This is a genomic window from Mammaliicoccus sciuri, from assembly GCF_025561425.1.
In the GTDB taxonomy this organism is placed as follows: Bacteria; Bacillota; Bacilli; order Staphylococcales; family Staphylococcaceae; genus Mammaliicoccus; species Mammaliicoccus sciuri_A.
The window spans coordinates 152,919-179,897 of the sequence record NZ_CP094824.1; the positions used below are offsets into that span (position 1 = coordinate 152,919).

25 protein-coding genes are annotated in these 26,979 nt (G+C 32.3%); 10 read left to right on the forward strand and 15 right to left on the reverse strand.

From position 1 onward, the window contains the following. Positions 1–36: 36 nt before the first annotated feature. The 4 genes from MUA60_RS00655 to MUA60_RS00670 are packed head-to-tail and all read right to left on the reverse strand — an operon-like array spanning position 37 to position 5,547. Entirely contained in the window at positions 37–1,161 is a 1,125-nt protein-coding gene (locus tag MUA60_RS00655; RefSeq protein WP_262649133.1) for an alanine racemase, read from the reverse strand. After that, entirely contained in the window at positions 1,148–2,314 is a 1,167-nt protein-coding gene (locus tag MUA60_RS00660; protein ID WP_262649134.1) for an MFS transporter, read from the reverse strand. Before MUA60_RS00660 ends, MUA60_RS00655 begins: the two co-directional genes overlap by 14 nt. Next, complete coding sequence (locus tag MUA60_RS00665) at positions 2,298–3,983, reverse strand: IucA/IucC family protein (protein WP_262649136.1); 1,686 nt, start codon at positions 3,981–3,983, stop codon at positions 2,298–2,300. Before MUA60_RS00665 ends, MUA60_RS00660 begins: the two co-directional genes overlap by 17 nt. 1 nt (position 3,984) lies before the next feature. Next, positions 3,985–5,547, reverse strand: a complete 1,563-nt coding sequence (locus MUA60_RS00670; protein ID WP_262649137.1) for an IucA/IucC family protein — start codon at positions 5,545–5,547, stop codon at positions 3,985–3,987. Between the two features lie 275 nt (positions 5,548–5,822). Here MUA60_RS00670 and MUA60_RS00675 point away from each other — a divergent pair, with 275 nt between their 5' ends. Beyond that, a complete protein-coding gene (locus tag MUA60_RS00675; RefSeq protein WP_262649139.1) occupies positions 5,823–6,284 on the forward strand; it encodes a MarR family transcriptional regulator in 462 nt (153 codons plus the stop codon). A gap of 214 nt (positions 6,285–6,498) precedes the next feature. Then, positions 6,499–7,887, forward strand: a complete 1,389-nt coding sequence (locus tag MUA60_RS00680) for a DHA2 family efflux MFS transporter permease subunit (RefSeq protein WP_262649141.1) — start codon at positions 6,499–6,501, stop codon at positions 7,885–7,887. A 42-nt stretch (positions 7,888–7,929) separates the two neighbouring features. Here the strand turns inward: MUA60_RS00680 and MUA60_RS00685 are convergent, their stop codons facing one another. Together MUA60_RS00685 and MUA60_RS00690 are read right to left on the reverse strand one after the other, a co-directional pair. Further along, positions 7,930–9,402, reverse strand: a complete 1,473-nt coding sequence (locus MUA60_RS00685) for a trypsin-like serine protease (protein WP_262649142.1) — start codon at positions 9,400–9,402, stop codon at positions 7,930–7,932. A gap of 213 nt (positions 9,403–9,615) precedes the next feature. Next, the gene (locus MUA60_RS00690; RefSeq protein ID WP_262649144.1) at positions 9,616–10,236 is read right to left on the reverse strand and encodes an NAD(P)-dependent oxidoreductase; all 621 of its coding nucleotides are present in this window, start codon (positions 10,234–10,236) and stop codon (positions 9,616–9,618) included. 93 nt (positions 10,237–10,329) lie between these two features. Between MUA60_RS00690 and MUA60_RS00695 the strand changes: the two genes are divergently transcribed. Both MUA60_RS00695 and MUA60_RS00700 read left to right on the forward strand, forming a co-directional pair. Further along, positions 10,330–10,821, forward strand: a complete 492-nt coding sequence (locus MUA60_RS00695; protein ID WP_262649146.1) for a TspO/MBR family protein — start codon at positions 10,330–10,332, stop codon at positions 10,819–10,821. A 70-nt stretch (positions 10,822–10,891) separates the two neighbouring features. Further along, positions 10,892–11,995, forward strand: a complete 1,104-nt coding sequence (locus tag MUA60_RS00700) for a family 20 glycosylhydrolase (protein ID WP_262649148.1) — start codon at positions 10,892–10,894, stop codon at positions 11,993–11,995. Positions 11,996–12,051: 56 nt separating this feature from the next. Here the strand turns inward: MUA60_RS00700 and MUA60_RS00705 are convergent, their stop codons facing one another. The 3 genes from MUA60_RS00705 to MUA60_RS00715 all read right to left on the reverse strand — a co-directional run bounded on the left by MUA60_RS00705 (position 12,052) and on the right by MUA60_RS00715 (position 13,054). After that, positions 12,052–12,219: a hypothetical protein gene (locus MUA60_RS00705; protein ID WP_262642331.1), complete on the reverse strand. Its 168-nt coding sequence runs from the start codon at positions 12,217–12,219 to the stop codon at positions 12,052–12,054. A gap of 263 nt (positions 12,220–12,482) precedes the next feature. Further along, the gene (locus MUA60_RS00710) at positions 12,483–12,725 is read right to left on the reverse strand and encodes a hypothetical protein (protein ID WP_262649149.1); all 243 of its coding nucleotides are present in this window, start codon (positions 12,723–12,725) and stop codon (positions 12,483–12,485) included. Between the two features lie 47 nt (positions 12,726–12,772). Further along, on the reverse strand, positions 12,773–13,054 hold the full coding sequence (locus MUA60_RS00715; RefSeq protein ID WP_262649150.1) for a TetR/AcrR family transcriptional regulator: 282 nt from the start codon (positions 13,052–13,054) through the stop codon (positions 12,773–12,775). A gap of 161 nt (positions 13,055–13,215) precedes the next feature. Here MUA60_RS00715 and pgaC point away from each other — a divergent pair, with 161 nt between their 5' ends. Genes pgaC through MUA60_RS00730 form a run of 4 tightly spaced genes read left to right on the forward strand, consistent with a single transcriptional unit; the run spans position 13,216 to position 16,615 of the window. Further along, a complete protein-coding gene (pgaC, locus tag MUA60_RS00720) occupies positions 13,216–14,448 on the forward strand; it encodes a poly-beta-1,6-N-acetyl-D-glucosamine synthase (protein ID WP_262649152.1) in 1,233 nt (410 codons plus the stop codon). Then, positions 14,412–14,729: an intracellular adhesion protein IcaD gene (icaD, locus tag MUA60_RS15480; RefSeq protein WP_049955591.1), complete on the forward strand. Its 318-nt coding sequence runs from the start codon at positions 14,412–14,414 to the stop codon at positions 14,727–14,729. The genes pgaC and icaD overlap by 37 nt, the downstream gene beginning before the upstream one ends. Further along, positions 14,716–15,582 (forward strand): intercellular adhesin biosynthesis polysaccharide N-deacetylase, encoded by an 867-nt coding sequence (gene icaB / locus MUA60_RS00725; RefSeq protein WP_262649154.1) that lies wholly within the window; start codon positions 14,716–14,718, stop codon positions 15,580–15,582. Before icaD ends, icaB begins: the two co-directional genes overlap by 14 nt. After that, positions 15,575–16,615 (forward strand): acyltransferase family protein, encoded by a 1,041-nt coding sequence (locus MUA60_RS00730; RefSeq protein ID WP_262649155.1) that lies wholly within the window; start codon positions 15,575–15,577, stop codon positions 16,613–16,615. Before icaB ends, MUA60_RS00730 begins: the two co-directional genes overlap by 8 nt. A gap of 57 nt (positions 16,616–16,672) precedes the next feature. Here the strand turns inward: MUA60_RS00730 and brnQ are convergent, their stop codons facing one another. The 3 genes from brnQ to MUA60_RS00745 all read right to left on the reverse strand — a co-directional run bounded on the left by brnQ (position 16,673) and on the right by MUA60_RS00745 (position 21,148). Further along, entirely contained in the window at positions 16,673–18,031 is a 1,359-nt protein-coding gene (brnQ, locus tag MUA60_RS00735) for a branched-chain amino acid transport system II carrier protein (protein WP_262650540.1), read from the reverse strand. Between the two features lie 682 nt (positions 18,032–18,713). Then, complete coding sequence (locus MUA60_RS00740; RefSeq protein ID WP_262649156.1) at positions 18,714–19,991, reverse strand: hydroxymethylglutaryl-CoA reductase, degradative; 1,278 nt, start codon at positions 19,989–19,991, stop codon at positions 18,714–18,716. Beyond that, complete coding sequence (locus MUA60_RS00745; RefSeq protein ID WP_262649158.1) at positions 19,991–21,148, reverse strand: thiolase family protein; 1,158 nt, start codon at positions 21,146–21,148, stop codon at positions 19,991–19,993. The genes MUA60_RS00740 and MUA60_RS00745 overlap by 1 nt, the downstream gene beginning before the upstream one ends. 102 nt (positions 21,149–21,250) lie before the next feature. Here MUA60_RS00745 and MUA60_RS00750 point away from each other — a divergent pair, with 102 nt between their 5' ends. Both MUA60_RS00750 and MUA60_RS00755 read left to right on the forward strand, forming a co-directional pair. Next, a complete protein-coding gene (locus MUA60_RS00750) occupies positions 21,251–22,420 on the forward strand; it encodes a hydroxymethylglutaryl-CoA synthase (protein WP_262649159.1) in 1,170 nt (389 codons plus the stop codon). 404 nt (positions 22,421–22,824) lie between these two features. After that, a complete protein-coding gene (locus tag MUA60_RS00755; protein ID WP_262649161.1) occupies positions 22,825–23,568 on the forward strand; it encodes a glycerophosphoryl diester phosphodiesterase in 744 nt (247 codons plus the stop codon). 307 nt (positions 23,569–23,875) lie between these two features. Here MUA60_RS00755 and MUA60_RS00760 read toward each other — a convergent pair whose 3' ends face one another. From MUA60_RS00760 to MUA60_RS00770, 3 genes are all read right to left on the reverse strand, one after another. Then, positions 23,876–25,120, reverse strand: a complete 1,245-nt coding sequence (locus MUA60_RS00760) for an IS110 family RNA-guided transposase (RefSeq protein WP_262648674.1) — start codon at positions 25,118–25,120, stop codon at positions 23,876–23,878. A 478-nt stretch (positions 25,121–25,598) separates the two neighbouring features. Continuing rightward, positions 25,599–26,462 carry an IS3 family transposase gene (locus tag MUA60_RS00765; protein WP_103361549.1) on the reverse strand — a complete coding sequence of 288 codons (864 nt, stop codon included), beginning with the start codon at positions 26,460–26,462 and terminating at the stop codon, positions 25,599–25,601. Then, positions 26,426–26,977, reverse strand: a complete 552-nt coding sequence (locus tag MUA60_RS00770; protein WP_025907016.1) for a helix-turn-helix domain-containing protein — start codon at positions 26,975–26,977, stop codon at positions 26,426–26,428. The genes MUA60_RS00765 and MUA60_RS00770 overlap by 37 nt, the downstream gene beginning before the upstream one ends. Positions 26,978–26,979 lie beyond the last annotated feature (2 nt).

The window sequence follows — 26,979 nt, forward strand, 5'->3', positions numbered from 1 at the left end:
TTTTTGAAATATACTTTTAATTTAAATAAAATATATTTAAATATACTCAATAACTGGCAGTTCATGAGATAAAAATTGTAAATGGCTAATGTCATATCCATAACTTCCAGCATATTTAAAGACAACCCAATCCCCCGTCTGTATGCTTTCAATATCATAGGGGAGACCAAATACATCATTAGGTGTACATAGTTTTCCAGCTAATACGACCGTATCGTTGGTAATGGACTTTATTCTGTTAGATGTTGAATGCGAATGAATGATTTCAAACGGTTGATGATGTTGCCACGTTTTCGGAAACCTAAAATGATTTGTGCCACCGTTTAATAACACGAATGTTTGATCATGCATAGATTTAATATCGTAAACATGAGCGGCATAATAACCTATAGGACCTGTAATAAAACGCCCAAGTTCAAAAGTTAAGCGTGGTAAGTGATGGATACGTGTTGCAAAATAATCAAAATCAAAGCATGTTTGCTCCTCGTAGTCGATACCTACACCACCACCAACATTTATCGCGTAGTCTTCCGGTAAATGTGATTGATATTGTTGCGTAAATTCAAGCGCACTTTCTATAAATGTGACGTGCGCATCTTCATCTAAATTATTGCTCATAGCATGAAAGTGGAAACCTGTTAAAGTGATTTGTTCTGTGTCGTGACAGATTTGAATGGCTTCATCTAAATCATTGTAAGGCATACCAAATTGTGTCGCAACGCCTGCCATTTTTAATTTAGCTGTTGATTGAATGTTACTTAAATTAATGCGAATCATCACTTCGATTGTTTGTTGCTTGTCTTTAAGCAATGCTTGTAATGCATCTAACTCAAAGAGACTCTCTACTTGAATTGATTTCACATGTGCATCTAAAGCATATTCTAAATGCTGTTTCGTCTTTACAGGTCCACCATAAATGATTGGAATTTCTTTTGAAATAGATCGGACCTTTTCAATTTCTCCAGTAGAAGCAACTTCAAATCCAGAAACAAAAGGTGCGAGTGTTTCTAAAATTTTTATATTAGAGTTGGCTTTCACTGCATAGAAAATGTCGTGTTTCGTGACAGATCTAATCCAGTTGATGCGCTGTTTTAATTCGGTTAAATCATAAATATAATAATCGTGATTACTGTCTGTTAACACTTCTTTAATTCTTTCCATATTGATTCTCCTTATTTATCATAAACATGACACAGATGACCATGATGAGTAGTCCAACAACCATTGTTATATATACAATTTGCAAATTGAACTGTTCAAAGATAAAGCTTAGTAATATGCCACCAAGTGGAATGAAACCTTTATCCATCATTGAAATGGATAATACAGACCCTCTATATTTACCTTCAACAAGCTGTTGAACAAGTATTCGATTGGTCGTTCTAAACGCTTGTGATGCCAATCCCATTATTAATAAGACAGCTGCATATAAATATGTATCATGAATAAACATTAATAATATGATGGTTAACGTAAATATCATTGCCCATCGTTTCAAACTTTTCATCGTGTTCATATTTTTAGTGCGCATAAATATGACTAAAATCATAATCGAACCAGCAGCAATCATGGCAGTAAAGAGTGAATAAATCATTGTACGGCTGCCAAATTGTTCATCTACAATGCTAGGTAGAATAATCGTATACGAAAATCCAAAAAGCATCGATAAGACACTGGATAACATGAGCATGACAATAACAGGTTGTTGTCTTAAGTACGACCATATTTTATGACGTGTCTTCTTCTCGTGATGGACCTCTGGCAAAGTTTGATTGAATAACATAACCATCAAACTACCAATAATAGGTAGGGATAATACGATATTAGAATACAGTTGAGCTAATAACATCCCACCTATAAATGGTCCAGTTAGTCTAGCTATATTTAAAATTAAAGAATTTAAACTGATTGCTTTATGTAGCTTGTCTGGTGTTACAAAACTTTGTATAAGTGCATTTCTTTGAATTGTATCGATAGCTTGGAAAAATGAACGCACCATAATAATAGAAAGGATGATGTAGATATTCCATTTTTGCCAAAAAGCATAGACGACACATACTGTGAATAACATATTCGCACAATGGATGATGTACATGAGTTTGGTAGAGCTGACAGTATCGATGATTTTACCGATTACAAATGCAAATGCTAACTGTGGCATTAACCGTGCAAAATTAATATATGCAATATAAACAGCACTGCCAGTCATTTGTAACGTTATCCAATTTAATGCGATGATATCTACCCAATCGATTGTTCGAGCTATAAACTGAGAACTGACAAAACGATGATACGGATTAAACTTTAACTTCATCACTAATGAGAAGTGGGTTGGCTTTTGGGATATAAATATCTTGATCTTTATTAGATACGCGCATCGTTAATAATGCTTTCTCGTTTATAGTCTCTTTGTAAAAGGCTTTAATATCTGCCTCTGTATGTTCTATATCTTGTGATAGTAAATCTTCAAATACGGCTTTAAATTTACGGTTAATACGTAGCCATAATATGTTTGGATCGTATGCATAATCTTCGCTGAAATGATGCACAAGTGTATTGAGGTGATTACTCATTAATGTGTTTTGTACTTTTTCATACATACCTTCAGTCGTTGCATTTGTTAAAGCGTTGTTAAGTTCTAACCATTCAGGAACGCGAGAAGCATCTATTCGTAATCCGCCAAAGTCACGTACGTGTAATCGTGTAGGCATACCGTTCATAAATTCAAATGACATATTTTGTAGATGTGCTTCTAAACCGACACCGTATTTCGTCATGAGTGTCAACACGGTTTCAACAAGTAATGAAACATATTGGTCAAACCAAGCAATCGGTGTTGCTGTTGCACGAGCTGTTTCAATCATATCGACGTAAATTTTTTGATGATGTTCATTCAACTCGAACAAACATGTCGCTGTATATAATGATGCATGAGCAGGTATATATTGCGTATTATTTTCTCGCAATATGAATGACAGGTTACGCTGTTTATCTACTTTGTCATGAATGTAAGTCATTCCGCCATATTCTAAAACAGGTAAGCTAATTTCATTAAGACGGTCGTCAGTCTTATAAATATATTTGAAATATTCACCGATATTTTTAGAATTGATAATACTGTTGTTACTAATAGAACGAATTGTTGACGTCATTTGTGAATTGACGGGCAGTTTGATAATCGGTGTTATCGTATCTAAAGGACAAACGGTTCTAAATGATGATGTACTTTTTACGAGTCCACCAGTATGTTGAAGCGGTATAATATTTTGAGATTGAATCTCTACCGCATAAACTTGTGGTATCACATGTTCGAATTGAAACGGATGTACAGGTATCAAATCATAATCTTCAGGAATTTCTCCTAAATACCCACTAAAGTTAGCCAATGTTTTTATCTCAGAAGCTTCTAAATTGTTATATAGAAAGCCTTTTTTCACGAACAACCAGTTTAATTTAAATGCTTGATTATATTCAGGTGAATATTGCATCACTTCTTTGAAAGACAATCCTAACTTTGTCTTAGCACATGGATGAATGTTATGCCCAGTAATGACATATTGCTCACTATGTAACAATGGGTGATTGCTTTTAGGTGTGTAAGAACAATGAATAAAACTAATGGCTTGGTTGATGAGATGATTTTCAATTTCAACACGCAATTTGTGGTAATCATGATGTTCATCACTAAAATGATTGAGCCAATCTATTAATTCAAGTGGATCTTGTACAAAGCGAGTTGTCGTATCATCTGTAATTTGTACGCGATGGTTCGCTTTATCATAAGTGACAAATATAGAATCGGTAATATATAAAGTTGTGATTGTTTTAATGGATTCTACATGATGTATAGGAGGTGTTACTTCTTCATATAAGCATGTTAATAGTTTCTTGAATGTTGTATGAATACTGTCTTGAATACATTGCTCGATATAGTGTTGTTCGTATTTATCTGTATGTTGATATACCTCTTTAGTCCAACTCATTTTATTTGGCCTCCATATATAACGGGTTATTGATATTTGTATATTGGTAATCGTAACCTTCAGCGAAGATTCTCATTTTTAACAGTGATTTAATGTTAAAGGTTGGTTGTTCTAAAATATTGATGTCAGGCACACTATGAACGTGATGATCGGCTATCATATTTCGAATGATTTGATAACCTTTTGTGCTTTCATAGCCATATGTAGCCAACACTTGTATAAGCTGAAACAGATGATTGTATAACACTGCATGAGAGAATACAGATAATAAATCTTCAAATGAGTCAGTTATCAAACCTGTTGAATCATCAATATCTATATTTCTTTCATATAATCTCACGCCACCAAAGTCTCTTATATAAATAGAAATAGGCATGCCATCTTTAATGACGACTGTGCTATTTTGCATATGTGCTTCTAAGCTAATACATTCTTCAAGCAATAATCTATAAGTAGCTTCTAATAAATTATGTGTATACTCTGTTAAGAATAATTGAGTTGCAGAATCGAATGACATGTCTTGTGTTTGCATAATTGTTTCAATACATTCAATGAGTATAGGTTTTCTCGTAACAAAGCTATCAGTAATCAGACTGCCACATACTAATTGGTGAGTACCTTTCTGTTCAGGTAAACGGCTTCTTAACATAAAGCTACATTTATTAGCGTGTGCTTGATGGATGTTTAAATAACTGCCTGCTAAATCTTTTTGAATATAGCTATTATCATAACCATTTGAACGATAAATGCGTTCCACAACATTACTTAGAATAATGCCGTTACGAATAGAAGCGGGTGACACATTCCTTACTGCGCTAGTCGCTTGTGCATTGACAGCAGTCTTAACGATGCAATTTAATTCTTGGGCTTCTAAAGTTCTAAATGATAATAATGGATTACTTTCAACTGCTAAATCGTATAACGGAATCATGAACTGTTGTTCGAAACATGTTTCAAATTGTGGTAACAGAAAATGCTTCAATTGCCATTCATGAATAAACAGTAATGCATAGTTTTCAAATTTAATGCCATGGTCTTTACAATATGTATCAACTTTCTTTTTAAAAGTTTCTAATGTAGGTGATTGATAGATATTGATTTCATCTATAAAATCTTTATTGCACAATAGAGGAATGACATTCACCGTTTGTCTAAATTCTGGTGAAAACTTAATAACATCATCTATAGAGAATCCTAATTTCGTCTTAGTCATGGGATGAAAAGGATGTCCTTCAGTAACACTTTGTTCAAAAAAGACATCCGATATATTCTCTTGTTCAACAAACTCAAAAATATTTTGATAACGGTGACCATATTGTTGATGATCCCGTTCGAATTGAATATAGCTCAAAGTGAGATTACGAATAGAATCTTGAATTTCGTGTACTAAGCGTTCATCATCATAAATGACATCTTGATCAATATCTTCAAAATTTGATAATTGATCAATACGTCGCATGATTTCACGGTATGCTTTCTCGTATAAAGTAGTTATTTCTTCTTCAGAAAAATCTTGAAAATATTGACGTATTTCTTGTATCTGTTCGTTATATACGATTTCCAAAAAGATCAACTTCCTTTTCAAATAATTTATATAGTGAGAATCATTCTCAATTATAAGGGGGGTTGAAAGGTTTGTCAATGATAGAAAATAATAATAAATAATTATGATAAATTATATAAATTTATTATTTTAATACTTTAGTTAGTCTGAAAAGATTAGAATATGATAAGAACAATTGAATGAACTACTGATTTTTTAACATTTCTGTTACTATGAAGAAAAGTATGTGTATAGTGAAATATCATATATGAGATTGAATATAAGGGGATTTAGCGATGAATAAAGTAAAATCTTTAATGCAAAAAATGGGTCATGTACAAAATAGAATAGTCTGGCTAAATAAACCTAAAATGGAAAAAGCTTTATCTGGGTATACGTCCTCAGAAGTTCATTGTATAGAAGCTATCCATAATATAGAAAATCCAAATGTTAAAAAAATATCAGATGACTTATTTATGACACGAGGCGCAATTAGTAAATTAACGAAAAAACTCATTAAGAAAAATGCGATTACGGTATATCAAAAAGATGACAATAAAAAAGAAATATATTTTGAGTTAACAGCAGAAGGAAACCGAATATATAATAGACATTTAGCATTACATGATCAATTTTTAGAAAGAGACAAACCATTCTTTGATGACATAACAGAAGAAGAATTCGAAACTTTGAATCGATTTTTTGATAAATATAGTGACTACTTAGATCAAGTCATTGAGAAAGAAAAACGTGAATAGAAAGTAGATAAAAGCTGAGACATCCGTGTCTCAGCTTTTTTGGATGGTATCTTTAAGGGACACAATTCAGAATTCTGTCTCTAACGAGGGTTCTAAGGGACATTATTCAGAATTCTGTCTCTAACAGATTTCAACTCATAATCATTTTTGTTGAATAGGAAACAAAAATTTCTTATAATGTTTCTGTGGAAACAAAATATAAAGGAGTTTATTAATGTCTTCTCAACAATTAGAACGCATTCCTAAAAGCACAATGATAGCGGCATGGGCCATTGCTTTAGGTGCTATTATGCCCATGCTCGATTCAACAATGATCAATATTGCGATTAATGATTTAACGCAATACTTTGATACATCCCTTAATTTTATTCAATGGGGTGTTACAGGATATATTCTTGCTATGGCAGTTGCTGTGCCATTTTCTGGTTGGTTAATGGACCACTTTGATGGTAAACGTGTATATATAAGTGCTGTCATTACATTTGGTATTGTTTCAGTATTAACTGGATTAAGTCCAAATATCTTTTGGTTTATTCTATTTAGACTCATTCAAGGTTTTAGTGCAGGTATCATTTCAACGCTTATGGCTACACTGCTTGTTAAGACAACTGGACAAGATAAAATTGGTAGAGTTATGGCTATTGTAAGTATTCCTATGATACTTGGTCCTATATTAGGTCCAGTAGTTGGTGGGTTTATAATTCATTATGTCTCATGGCAATGGATATTTTATTTAAACATCATTGTCATGATCATTATCACACCAGTTATGATTAAACGATTACCGTCATATGAGCCTTTTAATAAAGGTAAGAAACTAGATTGGTTTGGCATAATTAATTTATCTTTAATCAGCATTACGTTAATTTACGGCATTACACATGCTACTGAAACAGCTTCGTTTACAAATATTGAAACTGTGCTCGTGCTATCTGCGAGTATGATACTTATCGTGATTTATTTGATATACAATCGAATTAAGGATTATCAAACCGTATTACCAACTAATTTGTTTAAAAGTCGTAACTATGCAGCTTCAAGTAGCGGCTTATTTCTAGCCAATTTAGCGATTATGGGACCGATGATTATTTTTCCGCTGTTCTTTCAAAATTTTAAAGAATTTAATACGATTGAAGCGGCTATTGCATTAATGCCTCAAGGTATCGGTATGTTATTAGCAAGACCTTTGATTGGTAAATTGACAGATCAGTATGGTACTAAAAAAGTGATATTGGTAAGCTTAATATTATCGATTGTTGCTTCAATACCTTTTGTATTTGTAGACGGTAACACATCTATCATCATCTTAAGTATGTTGCTTTTATTACGAGGTATAAGTGTTGGTGGGATACTACTACCATTTACGACAAACACTTATGCAGATTTAAAAGACGAACAATTACCGCAAGCAGGTATTACGATTAATATTGTAGAAAATATTGGGTCCAGCTTCGGTTCCGCATTGATTGCTACAGTCGTCGCAACAATATCTATCCACAATCATATAATGGCATTTTACATTGGATTTCTAGTCCCAGCAATTGTATTTATATTATTGTTTATATGTTGGGCGATGATTCCTTCTAAAAGTGTAAAAGCATAAAAAGAGATGTTTCATATGAAACATCTCTTAGGGGATATCTTATTATTTATCAGTTTTACGTTTTCTGAAGAACAATAAACTTCCTACCATTGCGAATAAGCTACCGAATAATGTTGTAGTTATCGCTTCATTTTCACCTGTTTTAGGTAATTGCTTTTCATCATGCTTAGCATTTGATTGAGCTTTATTCTGAGTGTGAGATGTAGATACTTGAATAGCAGTTACTTTCTTTTCAGTATTGTTAATTTGAGTAGCTTTGACTGCTTGTTTAGTATCATCTACTTTAGGTTGCTCAGCTGGCTTAGAAGGTTCGTCTACTTTAGGTTGTTCAGCCGGTTTAGTAGGCTCTTCTACTTTAGCGTCTTTATTAATAATAGACTGTATCCAATTATAAATTTCATGTGTGGTTGGTGTCATTAATGTACCGTATTTATTACCTGTTGTATCATAAGTAAATACACCAATAACATCATCTGTACCTTCAAGAACGATAGGACTTCCTGATTGTCCAGAATATCCATACATAGATAATTCAACTGTTCCTTTAGGTTGCTTTTGAATGATTGTACCATCAACCCAATATTGATCTATTGATTCTTCATTTAAATCAACTGGATAACCTTGTGATTCTATTTTTTTACCATGCATTTCTTTATTGAAAGGTTTAATGTTATAAGGATGTATTTCATCTATAGATTCAGGCATATCATCATGTGGTTCTACTTCAATAATACCTATATCATAACGTTGTAATGGAGATTCCATGTATTGTGGCATAACATGCATTGCTTTAATTTTGTATCGACCAAATTTTTCAAATTCACCATGTCTACCTGGTGAAACATACCCGCCAGTTAAATATCCTCTAGGGTAATTATTACTGTAAATTACATGACCTGCTGTTAAGATAAAGTTCTCTCCGATAACAGATCCAGTACCATTAGCATGTTTTAAGTTTTCAATTTGACCTTTATAATTGCCATTTTCCACATGAACATAAGCAGTTCTGTTACGAACTTCATAGTTTTCTAATTTTCTACGTGTATCCATTAAAGCACCATCCTCATCAAAGTGAGGGTCTTTTGAAGTATCATATCGGAAATTAGGATCTGTGAAATACGCATCTTCTTTTTCTTCTTCGGCAGTAAGTGCTTTCGGAGTAGGTTTTGCTGCTGCAGGTTGAGTCGCAGTATTATTGTCTGTTGCACTATTCTCAGTAGAAGTAGCAGTTGGCTCACTATTAGCTTCGTTAGCAGTAGCATTACTATCTGATTCTTTGTTTTCTTCAACTGAATTTGTCGCTTCATTTGTATTTGTTGAATTGTCTTTATTCTCTATATTATTTGATTCATTTGTAGTGTGATTTTCATCATGAGCTACAGCTGCATTTGACTCAGTTGATGCATTGTTCTCGCTGGCATGAGTGACAGTTGGATGAGATAAGAAAAATATACCTGCGATAATAACAGGTAACTTTACTAATCCCGTTCTAAAGTTGATAAAGTTTTTATTCATGTAAAACTTCCTTTCTTGGCTGATACCCATAATATACAAAATATTCCATGTAAGTTCAATATGAAAATGATTATTATTCTCATTTATTTTAGAAATATTTTACAGTTGTATATTGTTGAAAGCAAAAGTGAGTAAGGAAATTTATCAAGAGAGCCCCGAATATTGCAAGACGAGGATGACTAGCAACATTCGGGGGCATTGTTACACTCTATTTCAATATCCGATTCCAACGCGTGATTGAATAAATTCATTAGATGATATTTGATCGTAAACAAAGTCTGCTGTGTCTGGGACAGATATTTTCACAGCATGCTCTGGTAAGTAGTTTCGTTCGACTCTGTATTCTCCGATTCTTTCGCCATCTGGTAAATAGGTTGGGCATACGATTGTCCAATCTAACTCTGAATCTTTAAGCATTGTATAAACTTTATGATGTTCTTCTGCTGCACGTGTTGTTCGTCTTTTAGATTCATTAGATTGATAGCGCAGTAAATTCTCGTCAGTTCGGCTTTGTAATATGCCAGCAGTACCTACTGTAATGATGCGTTTAATGCCTTGTTGTGACATTGCTTCGATAATGAATGGCATAGCTTCTGATAAGGTAGTAGAGCCGTCTGTACTTAATGCACTTACAATCATGTCGTTATCTTCAGCTGCTTTTTGAATATCATTTGGATTTAGTACATTTCCTTCGATTAGTCTCACAGATTGATGATCGACGCTTAATTTATTTTTATCACGAACGAGCACGGTTACGTCATGACCGTCCGATAGCGCGTGTGTTAATACTTCTTGTCCAACTCTGCCTGTAGCACCTAAAATTAATATTTTCATTTGTATTGCTCCTTTTAAAAAAGTTCTTATTTTAATGATAGACAATTTCGGGTATATATACTAGACATCAAACTTTTGAAAAGGTGGTTCTGTATGAAAATAAGTAAAATAGTGAAATACGCTGGTATCATTTCAGCGCCGTTAGTTGGTGGTAGACTAATCGGTAAATATGCAGTTCAAAATGCAAGAAAAGATTACTCTAAAAATAAAAAAACACCATTCTCACCACCGGGTTATATATTCCCAATTGTATGGCCGATATTATATTTAAGCATGGGTATTGCTCATTCGATTATAACGAAAGAACGCGCAGCTAAATCAACACAGACAGCTTATTATAGTCAATTAGGATTGAATTATTTATGGTCAATTCTGTATTTCAAATATAAATTAAGAGGCACAGCACTGATTGAAAGTTATGTATTATTGAGCGCAGTCATATTAACAACTGTTCAATTTTATAAAGTGAATAAGACAGCAGGATTATTATTAATCCCATATGTTTGTTGGTCTGCTTATGCCTCATATTTAACAACAGGTAATTGGGCACTTAATAAAGATAACCCGAGATATACGGAGAAATAGGGAATACACCTAGTAGGAAAAATACAATTAAACATATATTTTAAGCGGGATTACTCAATAGAGTACCCGCTTGAAATATATCAATATACATATTAAACAGTTTGCATACTATACAGAAAAAGGTGACAACATGAAAAGTAAAATATTAATCGCTTTATCTGTTTTATTAAGTTTCCCTGTTTCAAACAATGAAGTACAAGCTGAAAATATACAAAAAGGTATTACCATAGACATCGCAAGAAAGTCATATTCTTTAGATACCTTAAAAACCATCGTTAAACAGATACATAATCATAAAGGACAATACCTTCAATTACATTTTTCAGATGATGAAAATTACGCAATTGAATCAGAATATTTTGATCGTAAAAATTTTTCTAATCCATATTATTTAACAAAAGAAGATGTGAAATCACTTATTGAGTATAGTAATGATTTAAATGTAATGATCGTTCCAGATATGGATTTTCCCGCTCATTCCAAAGCTTTTTTATCTTTGATTAAACAAAATGATGAATCGTTATATCATGAAATCATCAGTGACTATAGCGATAACACTTTAGATTTTTACTCAAATCATAAAGCAGTAGATGTTACGAATAGACAGATTGCTGAAATAACGGAGTTGTTTAAACAACCTCAATTTGCAGAACAACAACGCATTGTACTCGGTGGAGATGAAGTCGCTGGTGGAGGTGAGCATCAAAAAAGCTTTATAGAATATATGAATCAAATAGGGGATTATGCATTTCAACAAGGATATAAGCCACAAATGTGGAATGATATGGTCACACATGAAGGGGTAAAGTCTTTAAATAATCATTTTTCAATACTATATTGGAAGCAAAATGAAAACAGTAAATCTAATTTAACTGTTGAAGACTTTGATCAATATCAGTTTGATGTATATAACTATAATTATTATTCATTATATTTCTTACCCTCAAAAAAATTTAGCCAGGAAGATATTAATGAACAGGCTGACTATATAGGTTGGGCATATGCGTATAACAAGTTTTATTATATTAAGAATCCTTACAACGAAGTGAAACGTCAAAATGTTAAAGGTTCTGCTTTGTCATTTTGGGGTGAACATGCAACTGATATGACACAAGAAGAATTGATTAATCAAGAAGTACCTTTGATTAAAGCATATTTCAATATAAAAAAATAAAAATCATAACGATTGCCTTGATTGTCTGAGCAGTCGTTATGACGGTATATAGCGAATTATTCTGAAGATTGAGCCTCCAACTTTTCTAGGATGCCTTTAATAATTTCTTTCTCATCTGATAAATTAAACTCTTCAGATGAGATTTTTTGGCTAATAGACTGTGAAACATATAACAAATCATCACTAATATCTTCATAATAGCCTTTCCCGCTGTTATTAACCATGGTTCTACCTCTTTCTCTAGTATAGCTATATATGTAATACCCAAAAAATATAAAATAATAACAAAAAAAGTAATTAAAATATTGGATAAACAAAATGATAATTAATTTGTTTACTTACCGAAACGAATTACACACAAAAAGAATGGTTTTGAAAAAGAATTAAAGTTAATGTGTATTTTGATTTTGCGGAACTTTTTATAAATGATTAACCAATATAAAAAACACACCATATCCTAATTGATATGGCGCGTTATTATAAGTTTTTATGAATTATCAGCATTGGACTGATTCATTAATATTTTAATATGTTGATCAAATTCTTTTATGATATTCTCGGGTGTGACGTTATTTTGTACAAATGATTTTCTATAAAGCCATCCGTATACAAACATATTAATAAATAAAATAAAATCTTCACGATTTATATTGAATTCACTATTTTTATGGATATCTACTAATTTACTGTTAAATACGACTGCAAGTTCTTTATTATGCTCTAAAATCATCTCTGTAAAGTTAGATGGTGCAAATGATAATTGAATGTAGAACTTAACTAAATACTCTGAATCATAAATATATTCTTGAAAAACTTTGTGAGTTCTTCATGAGCATTATGAGGCTTTGTATCAATACTTTTGATTAATTTCATATCTTTATTCATACATCTTTCAATACATTGTTCATACAATTCATCTTTACTATTGAAATAGTTATATAAACTTGCTTTTTTAATACCTAATTCATTGGCAATATTATTTAGTGATGTTCCATAATAGCCCATTTCAGAAAAGGTTCTCATACTTATTTGAATGAGTTTCTCAGATGTATTATTCACTTCATTTGCCTCCTTTACTTCCTATGAATAACTATACAGTAAAATACACTAAAAATCACTCGTAAAAACGTTTACATTTAACACAATAAATTACACATTGCCTTTTTCTCTGAAAATGATATACTATTTTTACAAACTATCGTTCGTTAGGGAGAAAGATTATGGAAATTTTATTATTATTTTTTATCGTTTATCCAATAGCTATGTCAATTTTTTGGATAATCGGAACTTTGATTTACTATGTTTTTATTGAAAGAAAGTTGGAAGCTAAGCATATTAACTATCAACCGCAAGAAGGGATTTCATTTATTATCGCTTGTTACAACGAAGCGAGTACCATTGCAGACACGATTAAGAATTTAAATGACCTCTCATATCCGATTAAAGAAATTATTGCTGTTAATGATGGGAGTTCGGATCATACTAAGGCAGAATTATTAAGACTTAAACAAGTGTACAAAATTAAGTTTATTAATTTAGAGGAAAATAGGGGTAAAGCAAATGCGTTAAATGTTGCAGCTCAATATGCTCAATATCCATATTTGATGTGTGTGGATGCAGATACGATTATCGACGATGATGCACCGTATTATATGGTGGAAAGTTTGGTTGATGATCCAACAATTGGAGCAGTAACTGGGAACCCACGTATTAGAAATAAATCTACTTTACTAGGGAAAATTCAAACAATCGAATATGCAAGTATGATAGGCAGCATAAAGAGAGAACAAACGATTAACGGGTTTGTTAATACGATATCTGGTGTGTTTACGCTATTTAATAAAAAAGCACTAGAAAAGAATCAATATTGGGATACGGACATGATTACTGAAGATATTGCGGTGTCATGGAAGTTTCATTTATCAGGATACAAAATAAAATATGAACCGAGAGCGTTATGTTGGATGCTTGTTCCTGAAACATTTAAGGGGTTATGGAAACAAAGGGTAAGATGGTCCCAAGGTGGACATGAAGTGATTTTAAGAGATTTTAAGAACATGTTTAAAGTAAGAAACGTTTCATTATGGTTGTTATTTATTGAACAAATTCTTTCTGTAATATGGGTATATGGCATAGTTGTTATCTTATGTTACACACTACTTCGATTAAACTTCTTGGATTACTACTTCTATAATTATCAATTAAATATCTTTTTAATATCAGCATTCTTACTGACGTTTATTAACATTATTCAATTTACTATTTCTTTATTGATTGATAGTAGATATGAAAGAAAAAATAATTTATTTCTCATATTTTTAAGTTGGTATCCAACTTTTTATTGGTTAATCAATGCGATTGTCGTCGTAGTTGCATTTCCAAAAGCACTTAAAAGAAAAAAAGGAGAGTTTGCTACATGGACAAGTCCAGACAGAGGGAACATAAAAGAGTAGAATCAAATTTAAATATTTTTAGAGAGTCAATCGTATTTATAGCATCATCAATATTATGGCTATATTGCATAACAGTATTATTTGTAATGGTAGGTTCGTTATTACCGATTGACAATCATTTTATACAAATTGTAAGAGTAATATTGAATCTTGAGAAAGGTGACATTGTCTCGATTTTTAATTATTTTGTGATTGGGTCAATTATCATTGCAGTATATCTGATGATTACGTTTCTATTCAACGTTAGAAGAAAGAGAGCTGTACCACATGAGTATTATTAAGATTAGTCTTAAGTGGTTGATGACTCTAGCTTTATTATTATTCATGTTCATTTCTAGTGATCAATCAGCACTTGCTAAGAAACAAAAATCACTTGGTGGCGAGAAAAATGGATGTCTTGCATTAAACTATCACCGCGTACGAGAAGACACATGGATAGATAAATTGCTATCAGCATTTTCAAATAGTAAAGAATTAAAAATTTATAGTGTCACTGACACGCAATTCGAATCTCATATTAAATGGTTAAAAGAAAAAAATGCTCAATTTGTATCTTTAGATGAATTCATTCATTACAAAGAAAAAGGTAAGTTCCCTAAAAATTGTGTGTGGTTAAATTTTGATGATATGGATCAAAGTATTTATGAAAATGCCTTTCCAATTATGAAAAAATACGATGTCCAAGGAACTGGGTTTGTAATAACGGATCATGTAGGTGACCCTGACTTTCATAATATTCGTATGTCGCCTAAAAAAGAATTACTCAAAATGAAAAATAGTGGTCTATGGGATTTTGCCTCGCATACACATGATATGCATACTATGAAAAAAGAAAAATCAAAATTAGTATCATATGCTGAAAAGGGGAACATTAAACAGGATATCGATAAAAGTACGAACTATATTAAAGATGAACTAGATGGAAATGAACAAGCGATCGCATATCCGTACGGTCAAGCAAACGATAAATTAATTAAACAACTTGATCAAGATACATCAATCAAGTATGGATTTACATTGGAAGAAAAAGCAGTTGTTCCTGATAGTGATAATTTTTATATTCCAAGAGTTATGGTAAGTGATGATGCTTTTAACAAGCTTGTTAAGAAATGGGAAGGATTTAATCATGAGTAAAGGAAGATATATTGAATTTATATATTTAAGAACATTTTTATGTTTATTAATTGTACTAACACATGTTTTTACCGAGTTTACAAATACAAATGAACCTGATAATTTACAATTACAAGTCTTATATTGGCTCAGAATGATCTTTATTATCGGGACACCTTCATTTATTATATTGTCTCAACTATTAACGACGCTAAATTATAATGATAAATTAAAAACAGGCTATTTAAGAACAAGATTAAAATATATATTATTACCTTATTTAATTATGGGTGCATTCTATAGCTATTCTGAATCACTTAAATTAAATGATTCATTTATAGCGCAATACACAGAAAATGTTATTCAAGGTAATTGGTATGGCTACTTTATTGTAATCATTATTCAGTTCTTCTTGCTAAATTGGATTATCTATCGAATAAACGCAAAAATACTTTTTTCAAAATGGAGTCTTGTCATTTCGTTCATAATTAATACAATCTATTTGTATAGCTACCAAAATATTGAACCTGTTAGAGAATTTATAAGTCACTATTATCCATTTAGTCCTGAAACATTTATAATTGGTTGGTTATTTTATTACTTTTTAGGTTCATACGTAGGTCATAATTATCAAGCCATTAAAGCTTTCATATCGAAATACATCGCTTTAATTGTATTTTTAGCTATTGCTGCATACATAGCTTTTGTATTTGTAGGAGAACATGATTATTGGATGGTTAGTAGTATGGACTATCGTATTTTATTATATATCACTTTTGCATTTTTAATTTTAATTAACTTTAGCACACAGTTTGATGAATTTATGTTTAGTTCTGTTGAATTGATTAGTAGATATTCATTTTTCGTTTATTTATTACATCCGATTATATTGGAATATATGTTCCAATATACAAGTATATTTGAAGAACAGACATTCATCTTTATTCCAATATCTTTACTGTTTATTGTGGGATGTTGTCTCGGGATTGGTATTTTATTAAGAGAATTTCAAATTTTTAAATTCGTAATGGGCAGACAACCTTACAACAAATAAATATTTAAATAAAAAAGCAAGTTATCTCACAAACGAGGTAACTTGCTTTTATTTATATTATGCTGTTTTGTATGATGATTTTTTAAATTGATATACGATGAAGCCGATGATAAATCCGACAACTGCTGGTAACACCCAGCCCATTCCAATCGTGAAGAATGGTAAGAATTTTTCGCCAAAAGTGATAACTGCATGTGCAAAACCTGTATTTGCGATGAATCCAGGACTTGCTTTAATGCCATCAACAAATGAAGCGATCAGTGTAAAATATGTCGTAAATTGATAAACAATTTTTGAATGATTAAAGAATGAACTGAATAATGTTAGCAAAATAATTGTAATCGCTAATGGATATAAAAACATTAATACTGGTGTAGAGTATTCAATAATTTTTGTTAAACCAACATTAGCAAATATACATGAAATAATACTTACAACTGTTGCAAACATTAAATAATTTTGTTTTGGAAATAGTTCTGTGAATGTTTCTGAAAAGGCTGTGATTAAGCCTATAGCAGTCTTTAAACAAGCTACGATAATGATAAGTGATAGTAATATGATGCCGTAATCACCTAAATAATATCGTGCGATTTGAGCTAAAGCTATGCCACCATTTTCACTCGCTTTGAAATGACCTAAACTCATCGTACCCATAAATGCTAATAAACTATAAATAATACCCATTAAAATAATGCTAATTGTACCAGATTTAAATGTTTCTTTCGCAATATGATTTGGGTTTGTAATACCTAACTTTTTAATAGTGGATACGATAATAATACCGAATGCCAGTGCAGCTAAAGCATCAAGCGTATTATAACCATCAATGAAACCTTTTAATAACGCGCTATTTTCATAATCAGGACTAATATTAGCATTTGATACTTGTCCAATTGGATTAATAAACGCTAATAAAATCAATAAGCCTAAAAGGACTAAAAATACAGGATTTAAAAATTTACCGATATATTCTAGAATTTTTGAAGGTTTTTTTGAGAAAAACCAAGCAACTAAGAAGAATAAAATACTAAATATCGATAAATATAATGTGACAGATGAATCTGAAATAAACGGTGTAAATGCAATTTCAAACGATGTCGTCGCAAGTCTAGGTAACGCATAAAGCGGTCCAATTACAAGATAAAGTAATATTGTGAAGATATAAGCGTATTTGCGATTCACACGTGTCGTTACTTCAAAAATACCATGCGTCTTAGAAATACCAATTGCGATAATACCTAAGAACGGTAAACCAATCGCAGTAATTAAGAAACCAATATTGGCCGTTAAAACATTCGATCCCGCCAATTGACCTAAATGAATAGGGAAAATTAAATTACCCGCTCCAAAAAATAAGCCAAAAAGTAAGGATCCAATATATATATTTTCTTTAAAAGTCAGTTTGTTTTTCATGATGATAAATTTCTCCTATTTTTTTAATCAACTTCACTATCTTAATGCGTATTGTAAGAAGATGTCAAATGGGTATTGGGGATAAACAAAGAAAGAGCCTAGAACAACGATGAATGCTGTTCTAGGCTCTTTTATGATTTTATTGTGGCGCTAACGTTCAAGACTCAAAAACAAGATCGTTAGAAATTCTAACGTCCAAGAAAGCGAAACAAGATCGTTAGCGCACCGAATCGTAGGTGAAATAGTGTAAATATGCTCTAAATGAGCTGTCTAACGCTCAAGACTCAAAAACAAGATCGTTAGAAATTCTAACGTCCAAGAAAGCGAAACAAGATCGTTAGCGCGCCGAATCGCAGGTGAAACGGTGTAAATATACTCTAAATGAGCTATCTAACGCTCAAGACTCAAAAACAAGATCGTTAGAAATTCTAACGCTCAAGAAAGTGAAACAAGATCGTTAGCGCACCGAATCGCAGGCGAAATAGAGTAAATATACTCTAAATGAGCTATCTAACGCTCAAGACTCAAAAACAAGATCGTTAGAAATTCTAACGTCCAAGAAAGAGAAACAAGATCGTTAGCGCGCCGAAATGTAGGTGGAATAACGTAAAAATACACTAAATGAGCTATCTAACGATCAAGAAACGAAAACAAGATCGTTAGCGCACCGAATCTCACCAAATTTCTAGTTATTTCTCATCTCATACAGCAATCCTTGTGCGGCTTCTAAGTTTGGTTTATCCATATTTTTAAGTGCTTCTGTTATAAGTTGAATTTCATTACCTTTTGCACCGATTTTAATTGCTAATGATTTATAGTGTAGGTTCATATGACCTTGCTGTATACCTTCTGATACGAGTGCACGACATGCTGAAAAGTTCTGTGCTAGTCCTACTGCTGCTACAATATGTGCTAATTCTTGAGCTGTTTTAACGCCTAGCAAGTCTAATGTAACTTTAGATATTGGTAAGAGGTCTATGCTTCCGCCTATAATGCCAAGTGTTAATGGTAATTCTATTGCACCAATTAAGAATTGGTTATCTCTATCATATTTCCAAGTTGTTAAACTTCTATATTGTCCGTCTTTACTTGCATAAGCATGCGCACCTGCTTCTACGCTTCTCGTATCATTACCTGAAGCTAATACAACTGAGCTAATACCATTCATAACACCTTTATTATGTGTGACTGCTCTATATGGATCGATGTGCGCTAATACAGATGCTCTTTCCATACGGTGTGCGACTTCTGCACCACCTACATCACCTTTATCCAAATCTGAAACGGCAATTTTACCTTCAATGCGAATCACAGATGTTATTGAATAGTTTGAAAGGATACTCATTAATACGTTTGTATCACTTAATTGCGTTTCTAAATAATGTGCAATACCTTCAAGAATGGTATTGATAATATTAGCACCCATTGCATCACGTGTATCGATATGAACTTTTAAAGAAAGCATGCCTTCTTCAGGGAATTCATTCGTTTCGATTTTGCGATAGCCGCCACCTCTTTTAAGAATAGAAGGGTATATTTGATCAGCTACTTGGTGAATATCTGATTCTAAATTTAGTATATCCTTAGATAGTTGAGCAGTATCTGTAACATTATCAAATACGATTTGCCCTAATTTAATATTGTCACTTTGAACAACTTTAAGACCACCAGATTTGTTGAAAAGTTTAGAACCGAAACTTGCTGCTGCGACTACTGAAGGCTCTTCAACCATCATAGGGACAGCGTACGCTTTATCTTCTACTATAATTTCAGGTAAGACACCTACTGGTAAGGTACCTTGACCAATGACATTCTCGATTAAATTCTCTAAAAGTTCTTTATCTATTTCTGAATTATTGAGTAATATTTGTTCAGATTCTTCTTTAATCCAACCATGCTCTTTTAATTGTTTAATTTTCTCAAGTCGTGATAAGTGTCTGAAATCTTTCGTTAAAGGTTTCATTAAAGTCCTACTCCTTTTTCTATCATTAATGCTATGCCTAAGCCACCACCGATACAAGCAGTCGCGATACCTGTTTGTTTATCTTCTTGTTTTAAGGCATGTGCTAACGTTGTAACTAATCTTGAACCTGTTGAGCCTAGTGGATGACCTAAAGCAATTGCGCCACCATAAATGTTAAATTTCTCATCTGGTATGTTCAAGTTCTTTTTAACAGGAATACTTTGTGCTGAGAATGCTTCTGTCATCTCAACTAAGTCGATATCTTGAATTGTCTTTCCAATCTTGTTTAATAGTGACTCTACAGCATAGAAAGGTGCATAACCCATGTATAATGGATCACAGCCGATCTCTGCGTGTTGTCCGACAGTTGCTAGGATTGTATAGCCATTCTTTTTCGCATATGATTCACTCATTAAAATTAAAGCAGAACCACCGTCACTTAAAGCTGAAGCGTTACCCGCAGTCACTGTACCATCTTCTTTGAAAATAGTTTTTAATGTTGCAAGGTCTTCCATTGTACTTTCTGGTCTAATTAATTCATCTGAAGTCATTGTTTCACCATTTGCATCTTCTAACGAAACGATTTCTTCGTTAAATTTACCAGCTTTAGTTGCTTTATCAGATTTTAAGTGTGAATTTAAAGCAAACGCATCTTGTTCTTCACGTGTAACTTCATATTTAGTTGCAATTGCTTCTGCAGTTAAGCCCATCGCCATATTATGAAAGACGTCTGTTAAACCATCATGCATGAAACTTTTAACAGGTGCGTCGCTTTTTTTTAGAATAAGGTCTGGTGTGTTCGTCATACTTTCAACGCCGCCAACAGCAACAACATTTGCTTCGCCAAGTTGAATAAGTTGTTTCCCTAAAATGATAGATTTAAGTCCTGATCCACAAACTTCGTTTACAGTCATACCAGGTGTTTCATATGGTAAACTAGCATTTACAGCAATTTGTCGAGCAGCATTTTGTCCCGTACCTGCTTGAACAACGTTACCGAAAATGACATTCTCGATATCTTTAGGATCTAGTTGAATTTTATTAATTGCAGATTTTAAAGCAGCAGTCCCTAATTCTACTGCAGAGTAGTTACTCAACCTTCCTCTGAATTTTCCTACAGGTGTTCTTTGAGCACTTACGATTACAACTTTATTCATATTTTATGTTCTCCTTAAAAATTTATTTATTAATAATTGTCAATACTTAATGTAGTTTGATATCATTCAATATATAAAATAACATATTGAGAGGAAATTATTATGGCAATAGGTATTGATAAATTAGATTTTTACATCCCAAGTTTTTATGTAAGTATGGAAGATTTGGCAAATGCTCGTGGAGTAGATCCAAATAAATTTAAAATTGGTATCGGACAAAATAAAATGGCCGTTAATCCAGTGAGCCAAGATATTATATCAATGGGTATTAACGCAGCTCAAGATATTTTATCTGAACAAGATAAAAAAGATATCGACATGGTGATCGTAGCGACTGAATCAAGCGTTGATCACTCTAAAGCAGCATCAATAGAAATTCATAACCAACTAAATATTCAACCATTTGCACGTTGTATTGAAATGAAAGAAGCATGTTACTCAGCTACAGCAGCTATCCAACTTGCTAAAGATTTCTTATCAAACAACCCAAACAAGAAAGTACTTGTAATCGCATCTGATATCGCACGTTACGGATTAAATTCAGGTGGCGAACCTACACAAGGTGCAGGAGCAGTGGCTTTATTATTAAGTCATAATCCTAGAATTTTAGAATTAAATGACGATAGCGTTGCATATACTAATAACGTATATGATTTCTGGAGACCAACATCTGAAAAATATCCTGTCGTGGATGGTGCTTTATCTAAGGATGCATACATTGAATCATTCAACACAGTTTGGAATGAATACGCTAAACGTACAGGTCATGAAGTAAATGATTTTGAATCATTCTGTTTCCACGTTCCATTTACAAAAATGGGCGAAAAAGCCTTCAAGACTATTTTAAACGAAAACTTAGAAGATTCAATTAAAAACAGATTAATGGATGCATATCAAGATTCTGTATTATGGAATAGAGACGTAGGAAATATTTATACAGGTTCATTGTATTTAAGTTTAATCTCTTTATTACAAAACCATACATTCCAAGCAGGACAAAAAGTGTGTCTATTTAGTTATGGTTCAGGCGCAGTAGGTGAAATATTTAGTGGTTCAATCGTAGAAGGTTATGATAAAGCGCTAGACAAAGAAAAACACCTAGACATGCTTACATCAAGAGAACAATTATCTGTAGAAGAATACGAAACATTCTTTAATAGATTTGATAACCAAGAATTTGACTTCGAACGTGAACTTAGACAAGACCCATATTCAAAAGTATACTTACACAGTATCGCAGATCACATTAGAACATATAAAACAGAAGAATAATGAATGAAGCCTAGGACGTCGCTCAAGACGTCCTAGGCTTTTCAAATTTTTAGGTGTATTTTTTAGTATGAGTTGTATTACTGAGAAGATGTGAGTTAAAGATGCAGTAAACACACGAGATCGCGAAAATTGAACTTTATAAGTATCAAAGCCTAGGACAAGAGGCTTTGTCGTCTTACGTTCGTTCACATAATCGATAATGTCTTGTTTCTTATGTATTGTAATTGTTTCACTAGCCATAACCATACCTTCCTAAAAATAATCTGCACACATTTTGTTGGCAATAAACAGACCATTAATGTGATAATACAGGTATGCTGATTCTACGGATGTTTGTTGTAAAAATATACCCTAAGAATCAAAAAATTAACAAAGTAAAAATAAAAAACGCAAGGAGAGGTAATATGTTAACAATATATGGACATAGAGGATTACCTAGTAAAGCTCCAGAAAATACAATAGCATCTTTTAAAGCAGCATCAGAAATAGAAGGCGTAAATTGGCTAGAATTAGATGTAGGTATTACAAAAGATGAACAATTAATCATCATTCACGATGACTATTTAGACCGTACAACAAGTATGTCCGGGGAAATAACAGCATTAAACTATGAAGAATTAAAAGAAGCATCAGCGGGATTATGGTATGGTGAGAAATTTAAAGATGAACACTTACCAACATTCGATGATGTCATAGAAATAGCGAATGAATATAACATGAACTTAAACGTAGAATTAAAAGGCGTCACTGGCCCAAATGGACTGGCGCTATCTAAAAGTATGGTAAAACAAGTTAAAGAAAAATTAGCAAACTTAAATCAAAATCAAGAAGTACTCATATCAAGCTTTAACGTCGTACTCGTTAAATTAGCAGAAGAAATCATGCCAGAATATAAAAGAGCAGTCATCTTCCACACAACATCATTCAAAGAAGACTGGAGAACATTGTTAGACTATTGCAATGCGAAGATAGTGAATACAGAAGATGCCAAACTCACAAAAGCAAAAGTAAGAATGGTCAAAGAAGCGGGTTATGAATTAAACGTTTGGACCGTAAACAAACCAGCACGCGCAAACCAATTAGCAAACTGGGGTGTTGATGGCATATTCACAGACAGCGCTGATAAAATGGTGCATTTGTCTGAGTAGGAGAGACTATTAAAAATATAATTTGTTAAGGGAGCGGGACAGAAATCTAATTTGCATAAAAAGATTTCGTAGTCCCGCCCCGGCAAGGATGACTAGAGTTGAAAAAAGCTTGTTAAAAGCGCATTTTCAATTCAGTCAGCTACTGCCAAGATGTTCAAATAGACTGAGACATTATATTATGTCCCAGTCTATTTCCTACGATTTGTCAACTACTACGTAGTAAAATGTATTTAAAATTGGCATCACTAAATAAGCCTTTATTATTTAATAATTTTTTCAATATGTTATGATTTATTTGAATAGATTATCAGTGTGGAGACAAGTGATAATCATATTCTTTATTATTTATAACTAGATAATGAATGGTTTTAAGTAGCTTGTTAACGCAAGCTATTGAAGCAGTCTTGTGGCCTTTGCCATTAGGCTGCTTTTTTAATTTGTAATAATAGTCGATAATATGATTTTTAAATAACCTTTGACCCAACAGGAAATTTTTAATGATTAAGTAAAATAATGATCTAGCATGTTTGTTTCCACGTTTGTTAATTTTATCTTTAAAATGCGTTTTACCAGACTGATATCTTTTTATATCAATGCCTACATATGCATTCAATTGTTTATGAGAATCAAAGGATTTGATGTCACCTAATTCGCCAATAATCATTATGGCTGTTAAATCACCAATGCCAGGAATAGATTTAATTATTTTAAATTCTTCGAATTCCTCAGCTAACACTAATAACCTTTGTTTTATAGAAGCATGCCGTTTCATTAGATTTAATAAATCTTCAATCACATAAATTAATTTATCTGTTAAAAATGAATCTTTAGAAACAGAAGGATAACTGACCATAGAGAACTCTACGAGTTTTTTTGCATATTGTGCTTTCTTTTTCTCTGATAGATTTTTTTCTGTACAACTATTAATTGTATTTTTTAGTTCTTCAATTTCATTAGAATCAACAAAGTCAGGATGTGGGAACTTACTAGCTACTTGTAAAGCCAATTTTGAATATCTATCCTTAAATAGGTTTTGTAATTCTGGAAAAGTCATATCTAGTAACTGAATCAATTGGTTTTTTAAGTAATTTTGTTGATTGTTAATTTCTTCATAGTATCTTGTCAGTTCTCTCAGTTTTACGTATTTTTCTTCCATTAAATTTCTAGAAGGTTTTTTATTTATATTTTTAGCTAAAACGGCAAGTTTATGTGCATCAGATTTATCTGTTTTCCAATTTCTTAAAGAATTAGTTAGTAATTTTGCCTCAAGAGGATTAATTACACAAAATGAAATGTTGTTAACTGTACAGAATTTCTCTAACACTTTTGAATATATACCAGTAGCTTCAAATAAAAAATATACTCCTGCGAAATCCTTTATATATTTGTTTAGTGACTCAAAACCATTATTATCGTGGGTAATTTCAAATTCTTTAACAAATTCATTGTTTGAATAATGTGCAATAAAACTCTTTCCTTTTCCAACATCTATACCAAAATATTCGATAAAAATCACTCCTAAGTTATTAAATTTAAGAAGCTTTAACTTCACTTAGCCTTACTTAGTTCATTTTCCTGTACACGATTTCAAGGGACCCAACATACTAAAATCGAATTCATAAGGAGAGTGAAGTTCTCCAGTTTTTGCTACGGGTTCTATGACCCTAGAGACCGATCGGAGTACTTCTCTCTTCTACTATTTCATATTCTTAAAATAAGTACCAACGGTATGAAAAAGAATATGAAAAAAGTAGCGAAGTTCATCTACCGTCGTAGATTACTTCGCTACTAATCTTAGTATGTTTTTGTTTGTAATATGTAAAAAACCATATTGATAATTTATTCCAAATGATAAAATAATTTCAAGAGTAGTAAATGAAAAACAATAATCGGGAGAAAAAGTATGAAGAAATTTTTTATTTTAGTTTGCTTATTATTGATTGTTTCTGGGTGTGGTAAATTAAACAATCATCAAGCAGATGAAGATGAACTAGGGGATAGGTAGTGACCCCCCAAAGTTAGAGTTTCCATTATGCTATTAATTGGCTGGATTGAGTTCGGTATTGTACTGGACTTCGTCCAGCCAATTTTAATTTCAAACGTTCATTGTTATACCAATAGATGTAATCCTCAATTCTTCTTTTTAATGTTTCATAGTTAACAAGTTCTTCTCCATGATACATTTCCTGCTTCATGATGCCAAAGAAATTCTCCATAGAAGCATTATCCGCACACGTCGCTTTACGTGACATACTTTGATAAATCCTTTGTTCCGATAATCTTCTAATCCATGCATTATGCTGATAATGCCAACCTTGATCAGAATGTATCGTCGTACGATATGGTGCTTCATGCTTAATGATTGTAACTGCTTTATCCAATGATTGAAGTACTAAGTCTAATGTTGGTCTTCTGGATATACCATAAGAAATGATTTCCCCATTGTATAAATCCATAATAGGGCTGAGATATAATTTTTGTTCTTCAGCACATTTAAATTCAGTGATATCTGTCACTAATTTTTGAAGTCGAATAGATGTATGGAATCTACGATTCAAGCGATTTTCAGCCACTTTACCAACTGTACCTTTGTATGATTGATAGCGTGATTTACGTGTGAATTTTTGACATTTTAATCCTAGTTCTCGCATAATTCGTTGTACTTTCTTATGGTTAATGAGATAACCTTGATTTCTCAAAGCTAAATATATACGACGATAGCCGTATTTACCGTTGTGTTTTTGAAAAAGTTCAATGATCTTTTTCTTCCAACCTTTATCTAAATCTTCCTTTTGTAATTGTTTGGCATGGTAATGATAGGTTGCTTCTGGTATACCAACCTTTACTAAGATATCTTTTAATTTGAATCCTTCTTCTTTGAGTTCGAATGCCACTGCTGCTTGTGCTTTTCTAGAAAGGCACTCGGATTCTCTCGAAAAGCGTTCAACTTTTTTAAATAAGCATTCTCTAATCGAAGATTTTCATTTTCTAGCTCTAACTCTTTTTCTCGTGATAGGTTTTGATTAGATTTCTTCTGTTTCTTCTTTTTCATGGGAGGTCGTCCTTTCGGCTTTTCGAGTCCTTCCACACCTTCTTTGTCATATATCTTTTTCCATCGCACAATAATAGATGGGGTATTTAGGCCAAATTTAATCGCTGTATCTTGGAAGGAATCGCCTGTTCTTTTCATATAGTTTAATACATTTATTTTGAATGTAACAGAATAAACTGTCTTTTTCTGTTTCTTTTTAATGCCATCTACACCGAATGATTGAAAGGCTTTTACCCATGTTCGTATAATAATTTTATCAGGTATATTATATTTTTTAGCTAATTTTCGATAACCATAATGGCCATCTAGATAATCTCTTACAACTTTCAACTTAAATTCATCACTATATTTTGTCATAT

Excerpts from the sequence above, each read along its gene's own strand:
- icaB (WP_262649154.1), top strand. The coding sequence starts at position 14,716 with ATGAGTATTATTAAGATTAGTCTTAAGTGGTTGATGACTCTAGCTTTA.
- pgaC (WP_262649152.1), top strand. The coding sequence starts at position 13,216 with ATGGAAATTTTATTATTATTTTTTATCGTTTATCCAATAGCTATGTCA.
- MUA60_RS00690 (WP_262649144.1), bottom strand. The coding sequence starts at position 10,236 with ATGAAAATATTAATTTTAGGTGCTACAGGCAGAGTTGGACAAGAAGTA.
- MUA60_RS00660 (WP_262649134.1), bottom strand. The coding sequence starts at position 2,314 with ATGAAGTTAAAGTTTAATCCGTATCATCGTTTTGTCAGTTCTCAGTTT.
- MUA60_RS00750 (WP_262649159.1), top strand. The coding sequence starts at position 21,251 with ATGGCAATAGGTATTGATAAATTAGATTTTTACATCCCAAGTTTTTAT.
- icaD (WP_049955591.1), top strand. The coding sequence starts at position 14,412 with ATGGACAAGTCCAGACAGAGGGAACATAAAAGAGTAGAATCAAATTTA.
- MUA60_RS00665 (WP_262649136.1), bottom strand. The coding sequence starts at position 3,983 with ATGAGTTGGACTAAAGAGGTATATCAACATACAGATAAATACGAACAA.
- MUA60_RS00685 (WP_262649142.1), bottom strand. The coding sequence starts at position 9,402 with ATGAATAAAAACTTTATCAACTTTAGAACGGGATTAGTAAAGTTACCT.
- MUA60_RS00705 (WP_262642331.1), bottom strand. The coding sequence starts at position 12,219 with ATGGTTAATAACAGCGGGAAAGGCTATTATGAAGATATTAGTGATGAT.
- MUA60_RS00655 (WP_262649133.1), bottom strand. The coding sequence starts at position 1,161 with ATGGAAAGAATTAAAGAAGTGTTAACAGACAGTAATCACGATTATTAT.
- MUA60_RS00770 (WP_025907016.1), bottom strand. The coding sequence starts at position 26,977 with ATGACAAAATATAGTGATGAATTTAAGTTGAAAGTTGTAAGAGATTAT.
- MUA60_RS00680 (WP_262649141.1), top strand. The coding sequence starts at position 6,499 with ATGTCTTCTCAACAATTAGAACGCATTCCTAAAAGCACAATGATAGCG.
- MUA60_RS00695 (WP_262649146.1), top strand. The coding sequence starts at position 10,330 with ATGAAAATAAGTAAAATAGTGAAATACGCTGGTATCATTTCAGCGCCG.
- MUA60_RS00740 (WP_262649156.1), bottom strand. The coding sequence starts at position 19,991 with ATGAAACCTTTAACGAAAGATTTCAGACACTTATCACGACTTGAGAAA.
- MUA60_RS00710 (WP_262649149.1), bottom strand. The coding sequence starts at position 12,725 with ATGATTTTAGAGCATAATAAAGAACTTGCAGTCGTATTTAACAGTAAA.
- MUA60_RS00730 (WP_262649155.1), top strand. The coding sequence starts at position 15,575 with ATGAGTAAAGGAAGATATATTGAATTTATATATTTAAGAACATTTTTA.
- MUA60_RS00745 (WP_262649158.1), bottom strand. The coding sequence starts at position 21,148 with ATGAATAAAGTTGTAATCGTAAGTGCTCAAAGAACACCTGTAGGAAAA.
- MUA60_RS00755 (WP_262649161.1), top strand. The coding sequence starts at position 22,825 with ATGTTAACAATATATGGACATAGAGGATTACCTAGTAAAGCTCCAGAA.
- MUA60_RS00675 (WP_262649139.1), top strand. The coding sequence starts at position 5,823 with ATGAATAAAGTAAAATCTTTAATGCAAAAAATGGGTCATGTACAAAAT.